Here is a 15262-nt window from a genome sequence, read left to right on the forward strand (position 1 = left end):
TAAAAAAGAAGAGGATGATAAGAAACAAGAAATGACCACAGACATTAAACCAGAAATATCTCAAGTAGGTAACACGCTGTTTTTTGATGAAGTGAAAGGGGTATTAGAATTAATTAAAGAACCAAAATTAAGGGATAGTATTGAAAGTGACTTAAAAGAATTAGGAATGGCACGTGACTTACCCGTGCCTAAGATCAAAATTATTATGTGCGGTATAATTGTTGAGTCTTTGCTGTTAGATATTTTGAATCGTAGACCGGATATTGCACAAACATATTTGCAAAACCATAATAAATGGCCTGATCAAGCATCCTTAGATAAAATGTTATATATTGCAAATAAAGAAGGATTGATAACTGAAACTTCGGATATCGTTAAGTCAATAAAAAATCACAGAGATTTGGTTCATCCATATAGAGCTGTAAATACCAATATAATAATTGATGATACTACGTCTCATGCGATTATATCTGCTTTAAGAGTAATTTGCAGAGATATTCAAAAAGCTAATGACGATGGGAAAATAAAAGAATATGAAGAAAAATAACAGTTATTTTGTTTGATAACTTATTAAATCATGACCGACCAGACCGAAATATTTCCCGATAGATCAGCCGAGGCAAAATCTGTCCCCCTGGCCGACCGGATGCGTCCCCGCACCCTGAATGATGTGGTAGGCCAGGAACACCTCATTGGCTCGGGCCGGGTGCTGCGAAAGATCTTGGAGTCCGGCGAGGTGCCATCGCTGATCTTCTGGGGCCCGCCCGGCTCCGGCAAGACCACCCTGGCCCGGATCATCGCTTCTTCTGTCAAGGCTAATTTCCTGGAATTCTCAGCGGTCATCTCCGGCATCAAGGAGATCAAGGATGTAATCAAGCAGGCCGAGGCCAAGCGCAGCCACCATGGCCAGCGCACCATCCTTTTTGTGGACGAGATCCACCGTTTCAACAAGGCCCAGCAGGATGCCTTTTTGCCCTACGTGGAGCGCGGCACCATCGTGCTGATAGGGGCCACCACCGAGAACCCGTCTTTCGAGGTGATCTCGGCTCTGCTGTCCCGCAGCAAGGTGCTGATATTAAAAGGCCTGGGCGAGGAGGATATCAAGGGCATTCTGGATCGGGCCCTGACCGATGAAAAGGGGCTGGCTGAGTTCCATCCGGCGGCCGAGGACAAAGCCCTGGAGTTCATAGCCCAGTCCTCCTACGGCGATGCCCGCACCGCCCTCAACGCGCTGGAGCTGGCAGTCAGCACCGTCAAGCCGGGGGCGGACGGAAAGAGGCTGATAACCCTGGCCGAAGCCGAGGAGGCCATGCAGAGAAAAGCCCTGCTGTATGACAAGGCCGGCGAGGAGCATTACAACCTGATCTCGGCCCTGCACAAATCATTGCGTGACTCCGATCCCGACGGCTCATTATACTGGCTGGCCCGGATGCTGGCCTCCGGGGAGGATCCCTTATACGTTGCCCGGCGGATGATACGCTTCGCCACCGAGGATATCGGCAACGCCGATCCCAACGCTCTGCTGATCGCCAACCAGGCCAAGGAGGCCTATCATTTTCTGGGCTCGCCGGAGGGCGAGTTGGCCCTGGCCCAGGCGGTGATCTACATGGCCCTGGCTCCCAAGAGCAATGCGGTCTACAAGGCCTATGGCGAGGTGATGCGGGAGATAGACCGCTCCGGCTCCCTGCCGGTGCCGATGGTGATCCGCAACGCCGTCACCAAGCTGATGAAGGAGGTGGGCTACGGGGCCGGCTATCGCTACGCCCACGACGAGCCGGACGCCAGGATAGACCAGCAGCATCTGCCGGACGAGATCAAGGACAAGAAGTTCTATTTTCCCACCGAGCGGGGCTGGGAGGGGAAGAAAAAGAAGGATAACAATAGTAAATAATTTATTACTCCGGCAACTAAATAGATCAATAACCCTTATCTGTTTTTCGAACATTCTTATTGTCATGCCCGTGAAACTTGTCCTCGACATAGATCGGGGAACGGGCACCCAGGCCTGGATTCCCGCTGGAGTTTACCCCGCACCTGATGCGGGGCGGGAATGACACATTGCGCTATTTATTCGCCGGAGTAATAATAATTATTATTACTCCGGCAGGTTGACATCGGGCCGTTTAGTGATTATAATGAAGTCAGGACTTAACAACTCAATTAATATAAAAAGAGGTAAATACTCATGGGTAAAAGCTCAATAGTGCGATTACTTTTGGTCGTGGCGGTATTATCGTCAACGGTCGGCATTTTGTATGCCATGCCGCCCTATCAGGGGATCAAAGAGCCCGAGGCTCTGAAGGCCATGCGTTTGAAAGGCATGGACAGCCCCCAGCGCGGCCTGGAAAGGGAACTGAGCATCAAAACCAAAGATGCCAAGATCTCCGGAAGCCGCAAGTATCCGGTTGTCATGGGCTATTTCACCAACCTGGCGGCCATCAATACCCAGGCCGAATTCCAGGGCATGCTTTTCAACACCGGGACCAACAACAAATCGGTCAACAACTACTACCGCGACATGTCCTACAATGCCATGAGCTGTTCTGGCGTGGTTGACAACTGGCGCAACAGCGACAATACGGTTGCTTATTATTCTGTAAACGACGGCCTGAATGGTGGCACCACGGGCAACACTTACGAGTTTATAATTAAAGTCCTGGCCCATGCCGATTCATTCGTGAACTTTGCAGACTCAAGCTACGACCTGAACGAAGACGGCTATGTTGATGTGCTGTGGGTGACCCATGCCGGCAAAGGGGCCGAAGAAGGCGCCGCCGCCATCTGGTCCCACAGCTTTTACCTGTCAGGCTTTGGCAGCGGAGCTACTTATTACACCACCGGAGACATCAGCCCCTTTACCGGCAACCCGGTCCGCATCAACGACTATATCATCAATCCTGAACGCACCAACTATGCCGATGGGAATAACACCACTACCGAAATGATAGGCGCCGGAGTTTATTGCCACGAGTTCGGGCATGCAATAGGCCTGCCGGATCTTTATGATACTGACGATAGCGGACCAGGAATAGGCAGATGGTCAGTGATGGCCGGCGGTTCCTGGGGTGCCAACGGAAACACCGGGGCACGTCCGGCCGCCCTGGATGTGTGGTGCCGCAGATTCCTGGGCTGGGCCAGCCCCAATCTGGTCACAAACGATAATTTGTACACTGTGAACAGCATTATGGCCACAGCCTCTGGCAGCAGCTACAAGCTGGCCAAACTGGGCGCCGATACCACCAAGCAGTTCTGGCTGATAGAGAACCGCTATAAAAATGCCATGGGCCCGGTGAGCTCAGTCAGATGGGATTCCCTGCTGTACGGGCAGGGCTTGGCCATCTTCCACATTGACAGCACATACACGACCACCACATATTTAAATGCCAACACCGTCAACGCTTCAAACACACGGCCCTATGGCGTGGCAATGGAGGAAACAGACCAGACCACAGCCGGTTATTCTTCTGAACTTTATAACGGGTCCAATAGCGGCGATGCTGCCGATGTATGGAACAGCGGCACTCAAAGCAGTTTCGACAGCGTGGGTACGGCCTATCCGGTCACCTATCTCAACGGCGCCACATCCACCACCGGCGGGGCCCATACTATGACAGCCATCCGGGCCATCCCGGCCGCCTCTGCCGCCATAGCCTGCAGCATGTTCGTAGGCGTGCCCACCGGAGTGGAAGGAGAGCCGGCGGCAGTGTCAGCTCCTTCTATTTTCGCCCTGCATAACGCCTGGCCCAACCCGGCCCGGGGGCAGGTCAACTTCAAGTACCAACTGCCCAAGGCGGCCAAGGTGGACATCAAGGTCTATAATGTGCTGGGCCAGATGGTCAAGACCTTCGACCGGGGCGTGCAGGATCCGGGATATTACTCTCTCAAATGGAGCGACGCCAATGTGGCCGAGGGGGTATATTTCATCAGGCTTCAGGCCGGCAATTATCAGGCCACCAGGAAATTCGTGGTGTTGCAGTAGATCATAGAAAAGCCAAAGGCGAAGTGTCTTCACTTCGCCTTTTTTATTTGACAGGGGACTTTTTTTAAAGTAGACTTAATTCTTCAATTTTTATATCATACCGAGGCTTGCTTCGAGGCAATACGGGTTGAGGGATGGCGGTAGTTAATCGTTATTCGTTGTTAGTTAATCGGGTTCGTTCCCATTCTCAGGGTGACAAAAGTACTCAATATTCAACAAAATAAATTTTAAAAACATTTAAAATTATGAAGAAGAAAGTAAAGTTTATATTCGTGACCGGCGGGGTGGTCAGCTCGCTGGGCAAGGGCATCGCCTCGGCCTCTCTGGGCTATCTGCTCAAAGCCCGAGGCCTCAAGGTCAACATCCAAAAATTCGACCCCTATCTGAATGTGGATCCCGGCACCATGAGCCCCTTCCAGCACGGCGAGGTGTTTGTCACCGACGACGGGGCGGAGACCGATCTGGACCTGGGGCATTACGAGAGGTTCATCGACCGCCCGCTGACCCGCGACAACAACCTGACCTCCGGGCAGATCTACGAGAGCATCATCACCAAGGAACGGAGGGGCGACTACCTGGGCAAGACCGTCCAAGTGGTGCCGCATGTTACCAACGAGATCAAGGCCCGGATCCACAAACTGGCCGAAAGCGGCGACGTCGACGTGCTGATCACCGAGATCGGCGGCACGGTGGGTGACATCGAGAGCCTGCCTTTTATAGAGGCCATCCGGCAGTTCCGGCTGGATGTGGGGCGGGAGAACTGCGCCTATATCCACCTGACCCTGGTGCCGTACATTCGCGCCTCGGGCGAGTTAAAGACCAAGCCCACCCAGCATTCGGTCAACAAGCTGCGGGAGATCGGCATTCAGCCGGACATCATCATCTGCCGGACCGAGCAGCCCCTGGACAAGGAGCTCAAGGAGAAGATCGGGCTGTTCTGCAACGTCTCGGCCGAGTCGGTGATCGAGGCTATAGACGTGGAGAGCATCTATGAGGTGGTGCTCCGGTTCCACAACGACGGATTGGATGAGATCGTGGCCCATCTGCTGGGGGCCGGTTTCCACAAGCCGGACCTTACCGCCTGGAGCGAGATGATCGAAAAACAGAAGAATCCCGAATCCGAGGTGCGGGTGGCCATCTGCGGCAAGTATGTCGATCTGCACGACGCTTACAAGAGCATCATAGAATCATTCGTCCATGCCGGCATCGCCAACCGGGTCAAGGTCAAGCTGGACTGGATAGACACCGAAAGCCTGGCTCAGGAAAACCTGGCCCAACGCTTCGATGACTGCCACGGCATCCTGGTCTGCCCCGGCTTCGGCGAAAGGGGCATCGAGGGCAAGATACTGGCGGCCCGGTACGCCCGGGAAAAGAAAGTGCCGTATTTCGGCATCTGTCTGGGGCTGCAGGTGGCCACCATCGAATTCGCCCGCAATGTCTGCGGCATGAAGAACGCCCATTCCACTGAATTCGACGACAAGACCCCGCATCCGGTGATAGACTACCTGCCGGAACAGAGGAACATCAGCAACATGGGCGGGACCATGCGGCTGGGAGCCTATCCCTGCGTCATCACCCCTGACACCAAAGCACACCAGGCCTACCAGGCCGAGCAGATATCGGAGCGCCACCGCCACCGCTACGAGGTGAACAACACCTATGTCTCAAAACTGGAGGAGAAGGGCCTGGTGTTCTGTGGCCGGTCGCCGGACGGGCTGCTGGTGGAGATGGTGGAGCTGAAGGACCACCCCTGGTTCATAGGATGCCAGTTCCACCCCGAGTTCAAATCGCGGCCCATGAAGCCCCAGCCGTTGTTCCGTGATTTTGTCAAGGCTGCCAAGGAATACCGCGACGGTAAAAAATAACAAAAGTCCATGGGCTGAGGAATCAACCCATTTTTAACAGCCAATTCATTTCAGAGGAATAAGTATGAATAGAATTCCAAAGCTATTCTGGGTACTGGTGCTGTCCAGTCTGCTGGCCATGGCTGTCTTGAGCTTCTTCATCGTCAAGCAGGGAGAGATGGTCCTTGATCAGGTCCAAAAGATTACCGAGGCCGGAGAGGCCGAAAGCCTTAACCGGGCGGAGGACGACATCAAGGGGATGAATTTCATCACCGGGGAACAGCGGTTGGGCTTGTATACCCTGCTGGCCGGCCGTTTTTCCCAGATAGGCAACCAATCGAGAATGTATGAGGTCTTTGAGTCCATTCTGAAGATGGACTCCGAGAATGCCGAGGTACTCAATAACCTTTCCTACGAGTGGGCCAAGCAGGGGATCAACCTGGAACAAGCCGAGGAATACTCCAGAAAAGCGGTGGCCCTGGCCGGGAAGAAAATATCCGGACAGAAGCCGACCGGCATGTCTCGGGAACGCTGGGAGAACATAATCCGGATGGAGAGGGGAAATTACCTTGACACCTACGGCTGGGTGCTTTACCAAAAGGGAAAATATAATTCGGCCCTCCGGGAATTGCAGAAAGCTTTCAAGCTGGCCGAGGACCCGACCATCCAGTATCACCTGGCCCTGGCCTTGTACCGGACCGGCAATTTGGACGGCGCCATAGAAAACCTGGCGGCCAGCCTGGCCGGACGGCTGGAGGATCCGGCCAAGACCAGAGCCGATCTGGAGGCCATCTATAAGGAAAGATACAAGACCTTGAAAGGATTGGACAAAATGCTGCAACTGGCGGCGGAGAAGGCCCTGGCCCGCCAGCAGGCCGAGGATGAGGCCGACGCCGCTAAAATAGTCGGCCAGCCGGCCCCCGATTTCAGCCTGCCGGATCTGGACGACCAATTCTATAGGCTTTCCCAGTTCCGGGATCAGGTGGTGATCCTTGATTTCTGGGCCACCTGGTGCGGGCCCTGCAAACTGGCCATGCCGCTGATCGACAAAGTCCACCTGGAATACCGGGAGAAAGGACTGGTGGTGCTGGGCATTAACCTGGAGGGCCGTGACAAGAACCAGCGGGTGAAGCAGTTCATACAAGAGTCGGGCCACCAGTTCGTCATACTGCAAGGCGGGATGATGGGCGTGGGCGTCGACCAGGTTTATGGCGTGACCGGGATCCCCACCACCTTTGTGATAGACAAACAGGGGATCATCAGATACCGGCATATCGGCTACCGCGAGAATTTGGACCAGATGCTGGCCCGCGAAGTCGAGGAGCTATTAAAACAGTGATCCCATGCAGCATTTGATTTTTATCGCCTTGGGTGGCATGACAGGGGCTTTGGCCCGCTACGGGCTTTCCCGGCTGGTCCAGTTGTCGGTCAATGAGATATTTCCCTGGGGGACCTTGTTTGTTAATCTGTCTGGCTCCCTGGCCATCGGGGTGTTCTTTGAACTTTTCGACAGGGCGGTTATCCCTTCCGATCTCAGGAGTTTTATTGCCATCGGCTTTTTGGGGGCCTACACCACCTTCTCCACCTATTCCCTGGAGACCATCAATCTTCTGCGGGAGGGTGAGATACGGCTATGCCTGACCAATGTGCTCCTGAATAATATATTGGGACTGCTGCTGGTGATCGTAGGTATGTATGCCGCTAAAATAGTGATCAGATCATTTTAAACGGGGAGGATCCACAGATGAAACTTCCAGAGCAGGCAGTATTGCTAAGGGTTTTTTTAGGCGAAAGCGATAAAAAAAACGGTAAGCCTTTATATGAGCAAATAGTGCTTAAGGCCCGTGAATTGAACCTGGCTGGGGCCACGGTCCTTAGGGGAATCCTGGGATTCGGGGCCGACAGCCGTCTTCACAGCGCCAAATTATTGGAGCTGTCCGAGGATCTGCCGGTGGTCATCGAGGTGGTGGATACTAAAGAGAATATCGACCGGCTGATGCCATTCATAGATGAAAATGTCACCGAGGGCCTGGTGACCCTGGAGGATATCAGGGTGATAAAATACCGCCACGGCTGATAGAGCGCAATCAAATATTCCAAGCCAAAGCCCCGCACCTGCGGGGCTTTTATAATGAATTTTCTTAATGAATTTTCTTTGCTTGATTTTAAATTCATTATATGTTATAATATCAAGTTATTTTAGTATAACCAATTGATAACTCTGTAGTTGGAGCAATAAGATGATACCCCAGCCAAGAGAGAATATCGGTTCCATCAGTCCTTATATTCCAGGCAAGCCAATTGAAGAGGTACGCCGGGAGCTGGGGCTTAAGGGCAAAATAATCAAACTGGCCTCCAATGAAAATCCACTGGGCCCGTCAAAGCTGGCAGTTAAGGCCATTCGCAAGGCGCTAAAGGAGATCAATCTGTATCCCGATGACGGCTGTTATGCCCTGGGCAAGAGGCTGTCCGACCACCTGGGGGTGAACGAGAACCAGCTGATATTCGGCAACGGCTCGGTGGACATCATCGAGTTCATAACCAAGACCTTTGTATCCCCGGGCGACCAGGTGGTACTGGCCGACCAGGCCTTCATCATGTATAAAATTGCCGCCAAGATGGCCGATGCCAGGCCGGAGATAATCCCCTTGAAGAACTATACTCACGATCTGGAGGCCATGGCCCAGGCTGTTACCCCGCAAACCAAAATAGTTTATATAGCCAACCCCAACAATCCCACCGGAACCATGGTCAATCACGACCAGCTGAAGGCCTTCGCAAAGGCAGTTCCCGAGAGCTGTGTGATAGTGCTGGACGAGGCTTATTCCGAATATATAATCCGAAGCGATTTCCCCAGAAGCCTGGACTTGTTAAAGGAACACTCGAATATAATAATCCTGCATACCTTCTCAAAGATATACGGCCTGGCAGGGCTAAGGTTGGGTTACGGCATCGGCCATCCGGAGTTGATTGCTTCGGTCAGAAAAGTTCGACTGCCGTTTAATATCGGATTGCTGTCCCAGGCCGGGTGCTTAGCCGCCTTGGATGATGTCAAACATCTGGAGCGCAGCCGCCAGGTAAACGATGCCGGCAAGGAATTTTTATATCGCCAGTTCGAGAAGATGAAACTGTTCTATGTTCCATCGGAGGGTAATTTCATACTTATCGACCCCAAGCTGGACTCGATGGAGGTCTTCACCCGTCTGCAGAAGCGGGGCGTCATCATTCGTCCGGTAAAGAACTACGGACTGCCCACCGCCTTAAGGATCACCATCGGCACCGAGAAACAGAACAAGAAGCTGGTAAGCTCTTTGAAAAAGGTCCTCAAGGAGGTCCGCCGATCGCAATAATGGGCAAGGAAATGGTCATAGCTATAGACGGACCGGCGGCCTCGGGCAAAAGCACCACCGCCAAGCTGGTGGCCCAGAAGCTGGGGTATCTCTATATCGACACCGGCGCCATGTATCGGGCCATGGCCTTAAAAGCCTTTCAGGATAATATCTCCTTAAACGATATCGATGCTGTCAGCAGAATGGTGGAGTCGACCGTCATCAACCAAAAGCCCGGACCCGACGGGGTCCAGACATTGTTGGACGGCCGGGATGTCAGCCTCGAAATCAGGACCCCGGAGATGTCAAAAGCCGCCTCGGATATCTCGGCCATCTCGACGGTCCGCAAAAGACTGGTCAAACTACAGCAGGATATGGGCCGTCAGGGCGGGGTGGTGATGGAGGGCCGGGATATCACCACGGTGGTGTTTCCCGATGCCGATATCAAGGTATTCATGAAGGCCGGCATCTCCCAGCGGGCCCAGCGTCGGATGGATGAATTAAAAACCAAGGGCGCCGAGTGCAGCCTGGAGGACATAGAGAAACAGATAGCGGAACGCGACGCCCAGGACAGCCAGCGGGCCGACAGCCCCTTAACCTGCACTCCTGATTCACTGGTGATAGACACTTCGACCCTAAGCATCGAACAGCAGATGGAGCAGGTGCTGGAGGCCGTCCGGCAGAAAGCGGGGATTGCTTAGATGATATGGGACAGCCGGGCTTTTGGTTCCCGCTTCTACCGCATCGTCTGGCACATCGTCAATTTCGGGCTGAAGTATTTTTTGGGACGCCAAATTACAGGTTGGGAGCATGTCCCGCCCCAAGGGGGCTGCATAATCGCCTCCAATCACATAGCTTTTGTCGATCCCCCGTTCCTGGGCACGGCCGCCCCCCGGGAGGTTATCTTCGTGGCCAAGCAGGAGTTGTTCCGGTTCTTTCTGATCCGCTGGCTGATAACATCTTTGAATGCCATGCCTCTTCGGCGTCAGGGCGGGGATGCTGGCGCCATCAAGCAGATCCTGAAAAAACTTTCCCAAGGCTGGGCGGTGCTGATGTTTCCCGAGGGCACCCGCAGCCGCACCGAGAATTTCCTGCCGGCCAAATCTGGGGTGGGGCTGATAGCCCGGCGCAGCCTGGCCCCGGTGGTGCCGGCCTACATCCAGGGCACTAACCGGAAACTGTCCGACCTGCTGAAAGGGAGATATAAACTGCTGGCCAGATTCGGCCCGCCCATCACCGCCGCCGAGATAGAAAAGTATCCCGACAGCAAGGAGGGGCACCAGCAGATCAGCCAGTTAGTGATGGACCGGATAACCCGGCTGAAAGAGAATAAATGAAGATAGAGGTTGCCAAAAGGGCCGGTTTTTGCTTCGGAGTAAAACGGGCGGTCAAGCTGGCCTACGAGACCGCGGCCAAGAGCAAGCAGACGGTTTGCACCCTGGGCCCCATCATCCATAATCCCCAGGTGGTGAAGGATCTGGAGAGTTGGGGGGTCAAGGTCATAGAAAAACCGTCCCGGGTCAAACAGGGCGTTCTGATTATCCGCTCGCACGGGGTGCATCCCAGGGTGCTGCAGCAGCTGAGGGCCAAAAAGGGCCTGAGCATCATCGACGCCACCTGCCCCTTCGTCACCAAGGCTCAGAATGCGGCGGCCTGCCTGCGCGACGAGGGACGCCAAGTGATCATCATCGGCGAGAAGGAGCATCCCGAGGTGATCGCCCTCAAAGGCTACGCCGGCCGGGATTCGGTGGTCTTCAACCACAACGCCGTCAAGGTGGGGCCGAGGATAGGGGTGCTGGCCCAGACCACCCTGTCCACCGATGATTTCGTGAAGGCCCTGATGTACCTGGGATCCAAGACCAACGACATCCACCTGATCAACACCATCTGCCGGGCCACCCAGGTGCGCCAGCAGGACACCATGCAGCTGGCCAAGCGCTCGGACCTGATGATCGTAGTGGGCGGTCGGAACTCGGCCAACACCTCCCGGCTGGCCGAAATGTGCCGCAAGGTGGGAAAGCCCACCTATCATGTGGAGACCGAGGACGAGCTGAAAGCCAAGTGGTTCTCCAAAGCCAAGCTGGTGGGCGTCACCGCCGGGGCCTCCACTCCCGACGCCCTGGTGCGGAAAGTGGTCAGGCGGATCAGGGACATCACTTTAAATTCAAAATTAAAAAATCAAAAATCAAAAAAACCTAGCTCAAGCAGGTGATATATTCTCCGCGTCACTTCGACCAGCTCAGTGCAGGCTCTGCGGTTAAATCGTTTTATCTTTAGTGTATTTTCGTGTGTTTAGTGGGCGGCATTAAAATGAAATTTTCAAGGCTGGCATTGGTCGGCCTATTCTATACCAAAAGGAGTAACACAAAACATGGTCAAAACCAAGAAGCTTCGTCCGGAAGACGAACAGGATGAGTTCCTGACGGAGGAGGAATCACGGGATTCGGGTGAATTCCGGGCCCTGCTGGATGAGTACTTCCAGCAGAAAACATTCGAGGAGGGCGAGATCATCACCGGCAAGGTCCTCCGGATCAGCGGGGATTCGGTAATGGTGGACGTGGGCCTGAAGTCCGAGGGGATCGTTCCCCTGATGGAGATGTCGGATCCCGAATCCATCAAGCCGGGCGACACCTTGGATCTGTACCTGGAGACGATGGAGAACGAGGAGGGCCAGATGATACTCTCCAAGTCCAAGGCCGATTTCATCCGGGTGTGGGACAAGGCCAAGGAGTACCTGGACAACGAATCGCAGATCGAGGGCAAGGTGGTCAAGCGGATCAAGGGCGGCCTGATAGTGGACCTGATGGGGGTGGATGCCTTCCTGCCCGGTTCCCAGATAGGCCTGCGGCCGCTGGAGACCATGGACAGCCTGCTGGGCCAGTTCGTTCCCCTGAAGATCGTCAAGATCAACAAGAAACGCCGCAACATCGTGGTCTCCCGCCGGGCGGTGCTGGACGCCGAGCGCGACAAGCTACGGACCGCCATTTTGGCCGAGATCGACAAGGGGCAGCTGCGCGAGGGCATCGTCAAGAACATCACCGACTTCGGGGTGTTCATCGACCTGGGCGGGCTGGACGGCCTGCTGCACATCACCGACATGTCCTGGGGCCGCATCAACCATCCCTCGGAATTAGTCAAACTGGGCGAACGGCTCAAGGTCAAGATCCTGGAATACGACCGCGAAAAATCCCGGGTCTCGCTGGGCTTAAAACAGCTGACCCCGCACCCCTGGGAGGATATCGAGACCAAGTTCCCGGTGGGGGCCACCATCAAGGGCAAGATCGTATCCATCGTGGATTACGGGGCCTTCATTGAACTGGAGAAGGGGGTGGAGGGTTTGATCCACATCTCCGAGATGTCCTGGACCAAGCAGGTCAAGCATCCCTCCAAGCTGGTCTCCATAAGCCAGGAGGTCGACGCGGTGGTGCTGAAGATAGACAAGAACGAGCAGAAGATCTCTTTGGGCCTGCGCCAGCTGGAGCCGGATCCCTGGGACACCATCGAGCAGAGATATCCCATCGGCTGCAAGGTCAGCGGCAAGGTCCGCAACATCACCAATTTCGGGGTGTTCGTGGAGCTGGATGAGGGCATCGACGGACTGATCCACATATCCGACATCTCCTGGACCAAGCGCATCAAGCATCCCAGCGAGGTGGTCAAGAAGGGCGACAGCATCGACATCATGGTCACCAATATAGACAAGGACAACCGCCGGATCTCCCTGGGCATCAAACAGCTGGAGGACGATCCCTGGACCGACATCGGCAGCAAGTTCTCCATCGGGCAGGACCTCAAGTGCAAGGTCAACCGCCCGCTGGAGCGGGGCCTGCTGGTGGACATGGAGCACGGCTTCGAGGGATTCGTGCCGGTCTCCGAGCTGGAGGGCATAACCGAGGACAAGCTGGCCGAGGCCTTCAAGGGCGGCGAGGAACTGGATCTCAAGATCATCGAGATCGATTCCTCCAACCGCCGGATAGCCCTGTCCCAGAAGATCCTCAAGGCCGAGAAGGAGTCCGGAGAGGTCAAGCCTTACCTTAAGGCCGAACAACCGTCGACGGGAACCGCCTTCGGCGATGCCTTGAACCAGGCGATCAAAGGCAAAAAGGAAACGGAGAAATTAGTAACTCCCGCACCGGAAGAAGCTGTCAGCGAGAAGAAGGAAGAGGCAAAACCCGAGGCCACCGCACCGGAGGAAGCTGTCAGCGAGAAGGTGCCCGAGGTAAAACCAGAGGAGAAACCAGAGGCGATAGCACCGGAGGAAGTCATCAGCGATAAGACTGAAGAAGAAAAACCCGAGGCCACCGCGTAACCTAACCCCTACCCACTTCGCAAGGCAAAATAATATTTTCCTCAGTGCAGGCTCTTCCCGTGGCGGGAAGGGGTTTTATCTTAAAGGCAGGCTGGAATTCCAGCCTGCCTTTTTGTCTCCCCTAACCCTGACGACCTCACCCCTAACCCCTCTCCTAATAAATTAGGAGAGGGGGATTTGTCTCCCCTAATAAGGGGAGGTACAGAGGGGTGTCCTGGGTTTGACCCCTCCCTTGATCCCTCCCCGAAACGGAGAGGGATTTTTTATTCCCTTCCCGTGGCGGGAAGGGGTAGGGGTTGGGTCGTTCCGCCTGCCCGGCGGAAACCGGTCTCCGACCGCCCAAACGGGGTAACCCCTCCCTTAATCCCTCCCCCAATGGGAGAGGGAAACCGGCAGGCAGGGTGGGGGACACGAAAGGCGTAAAATAAAATAGCAACAAAACCAAGATTCCCCGTTGACTTTTATTAGGGTTTAGATGTATTATTTATAAAGTAATTAAGCTAATAAAGGTGTAAATATGTGTGAAAATGAATTTAAGAAAATAAGCCTTAAGAAATTCCTTTCGACTTTTATAGATGAGGATAAATCGGAAACGAGGTTTTGCTTTATTTTAGGTGCTGGCGCTTCAAAACAATCTGGCATACCTACTGGTGGTGAGTTAGCAAAAAAATGGATGGAAGAAATTGAAGAGAGTTGTGACAATGAAGAACTTGAAATAATTAATAAATGGAAAATAGAAAAAAACATCACCAAGGAAACATTGGCGGAGCATTATACGGAAATATACGATAAACGTTTTGAAGTTGATCCCAAATTGGGTTATACTGAGCTCGAAAGACTAATGGAAGACAAAGAACCAAGTTGTGGTTATTCTTTTCTTTCACAAGTTTTAACTAAAACAAAGCATAATGTTGTAATAACTACTAATTTTGATAGTCTTACAGAAGATGCTTTATTTATATATACCCAAATGAAACCCATAGTATGTGGGCATGAGTCATTGGCAAATTTTGCCACACCTTTGTGGAAAAGGCCACTTATCATTAAAGTACATCGGGATGTTTTCTTTGCGCCTAAAAGCAGCCCGGAACAAACCAAGGCAATAGATGGTGGCTGGACAGAAAAGTTAAAAAATATATTTCAAAATTTTATACCCATCGTTATCGGTTATGGTGGAAATGATGGCAGTTTAATTGGTTTGCTTGATAAAATTGATAAAATACCCGGTATATATTGGTGTTATCGTAAAGATAATGAACCAAATGGTAAAATAAAGAAATTAGTTAGCACACTTAATGGTTGGTTTATACCAATTGATGGTTTTGACGAAATGATGATACAATTAAACAATGTCTTGGGTTTTGGTTTGTTAGACGAAAAAGTAAAAGAAGTATCTAATAAACGTATTGAAAATTATAGAAAGCAGATAGAGGATATTAATAAAAGAGCTAAAAACGAAGAGACAGAGGATGCCTTAAAAAGTATTGTGTTAAAAACAAAACGTAACTGGTGGCATATACAAATGGAAGTGGATGCTGTAAATGATAAAAATGAGAAACAACGGATATATGAAAAAGGCCTGAAGGAGTTTCCGGATAGCTATGAATTGCGTGGAGAATATGCGATATTTTTACATCAGGAGCAAAAGGATTATGACTCTGCTGAACAACAATATAAAAAAGTTTTAGAGCATGAACCAGACAATATTACAATACTTGGTGCTTATGCAATATTGTTATACAATATTCGTAATAAAAATGATGAGGCTGAGAAACTTATTATAAAGGCCATGAATATTAAA

13 protein-coding genes are annotated in these 15262 nt (G+C 52.6%); all 13 read left to right on the plus strand.

Going from position 1 to position 15262, the window contains the following annotated elements:
• Positions 1–547 (plus strand): hypothetical protein (locus KJ869_10305; GenBank protein MBU1577579.1); only part of this gene is annotated, 547 nt, incomplete at its 5' end.
• A 30-nt stretch (positions 548–577) separates the two neighbouring features.
• Positions 578–1891, plus strand: coding sequence for a replication-associated recombination protein A (locus tag KJ869_10310; protein ID MBU1577580.1), 1314 nt, complete (start codon positions 578–580; stop codon positions 1889–1891).
• A gap of 294 nt (positions 1892–2185) precedes the next feature.
• Complete coding sequence (locus tag KJ869_10315) at positions 2186–3979, plus strand: M6 family metalloprotease domain-containing protein (GenBank protein MBU1577581.1); 1794 nt, start codon at positions 2186–2188, stop codon at positions 3977–3979.
• Positions 3980–4224: 245 nt separating this feature from the next.
• Complete coding sequence (locus KJ869_10320; protein MBU1577582.1) at positions 4225–5844, plus strand: CTP synthase; 1620 nt, start codon at positions 4225–4227, stop codon at positions 5842–5844.
• A gap of 64 nt (positions 5845–5908) precedes the next feature.
• Positions 5909–7162: a redoxin domain-containing protein gene (locus tag KJ869_10325; protein ID MBU1577583.1), complete on the plus strand. Its 1254-nt coding sequence runs from the start codon at positions 5909–5911 to the stop codon at positions 7160–7162.
• A 4-nt stretch (positions 7163–7166) separates the two neighbouring features.
• Positions 7167–7550: a fluoride efflux transporter CrcB gene (crcB, locus tag KJ869_10330; protein MBU1577584.1), complete on the plus strand. Its 384-nt coding sequence runs from the start codon at positions 7167–7169 to the stop codon at positions 7548–7550.
• 17 nt (positions 7551–7567) lie between these two features.
• Positions 7568–7900 carry a DUF190 domain-containing protein gene (locus KJ869_10335; GenBank protein MBU1577585.1) on the plus strand — a complete coding sequence of 111 codons (333 nt, stop codon included), beginning with the start codon at positions 7568–7570 and terminating at the stop codon, positions 7898–7900.
• A 163-nt stretch (positions 7901–8063) separates the two neighbouring features.
• Entirely contained in the window at positions 8064–9173 is a 1110-nt protein-coding gene (locus KJ869_10340; protein ID MBU1577586.1) for a histidinol-phosphate transaminase, read from the plus strand.
• Positions 9173–9853, plus strand: a complete 681-nt coding sequence (gene cmk / locus KJ869_10345) for a (d)CMP kinase (protein ID MBU1577587.1) — start codon at positions 9173–9175, stop codon at positions 9851–9853. The genes KJ869_10340 and cmk overlap by 1 nt, the downstream gene beginning before the upstream one ends.
• On the plus strand, positions 9854–10489 hold the full coding sequence (locus KJ869_10350) for a 1-acyl-sn-glycerol-3-phosphate acyltransferase (GenBank protein MBU1577588.1): 636 nt from the start codon (positions 9854–9856) through the stop codon (positions 10487–10489).
• Positions 10486–11364, plus strand: coding sequence for a 4-hydroxy-3-methylbut-2-enyl diphosphate reductase (gene ispH, locus KJ869_10355; GenBank protein ID MBU1577589.1), 879 nt, complete (start codon positions 10486–10488; stop codon positions 11362–11364). Before KJ869_10350 ends, ispH begins: the two co-directional genes overlap by 4 nt.
• Before the next feature lie 159 nt (positions 11365–11523).
• Positions 11524–13461 carry a 30S ribosomal protein S1 gene (locus tag KJ869_10360; GenBank protein ID MBU1577590.1) on the plus strand — a complete coding sequence of 646 codons (1938 nt, stop codon included), beginning with the start codon at positions 11524–11526 and terminating at the stop codon, positions 13459–13461.
• 517 nt (positions 13462–13978) lie between these two features.
• The coding region (locus KJ869_10365) for a hypothetical protein (protein MBU1577591.1) at positions 13979–15262 on the plus strand (1284 nt) is incomplete at its 3' end.

The sequence above is a fragment of the Candidatus Edwardsbacteria bacterium genome, from assembly GCA_018821925.1.
Classification (GTDB): Bacteria; Edwardsbacteria; AC1; order AC1; family EtOH8; genus UBA2226.

Bases quoted from the DNA above. Each gene is read 5' to 3' on its own strand.
- KJ869_10315 (MBU1577581.1), top strand. From the start codon at position 2,186: ATGGGTAAAAGCTCAATAGTGCGATTACTTTTGGTCGTGGCGGTATTA.
- cmk (MBU1577587.1), top strand. From the start codon at position 9,173: ATGGGCAAGGAAATGGTCATAGCTATAGACGGACCGGCGGCCTCGGGC.
- KJ869_10335 (MBU1577585.1), top strand. From the start codon at position 7,568: ATGAAACTTCCAGAGCAGGCAGTATTGCTAAGGGTTTTTTTAGGCGAA.
- KJ869_10310 (MBU1577580.1), top strand. From the start codon at position 578: ATGACCGACCAGACCGAAATATTTCCCGATAGATCAGCCGAGGCAAAA.
- ispH (MBU1577589.1), top strand. From the start codon at position 10,486: ATGAAGATAGAGGTTGCCAAAAGGGCCGGTTTTTGCTTCGGAGTAAAA.
- KJ869_10320 (MBU1577582.1), top strand. From the start codon at position 4,225: ATGAAGAAGAAAGTAAAGTTTATATTCGTGACCGGCGGGGTGGTCAGC.
- crcB (MBU1577584.1), top strand. From the start codon at position 7,167: ATGCAGCATTTGATTTTTATCGCCTTGGGTGGCATGACAGGGGCTTTG.
- KJ869_10360 (MBU1577590.1), top strand. From the start codon at position 11,524: ATGGTCAAAACCAAGAAGCTTCGTCCGGAAGACGAACAGGATGAGTTC.
- KJ869_10325 (MBU1577583.1), top strand. From the start codon at position 5,909: ATGAATAGAATTCCAAAGCTATTCTGGGTACTGGTGCTGTCCAGTCTG.
- KJ869_10340 (MBU1577586.1), top strand. From the start codon at position 8,064: ATGATACCCCAGCCAAGAGAGAATATCGGTTCCATCAGTCCTTATATT.
- KJ869_10350 (MBU1577588.1), top strand. From the start codon at position 9,854: ATGATATGGGACAGCCGGGCTTTTGGTTCCCGCTTCTACCGCATCGTC.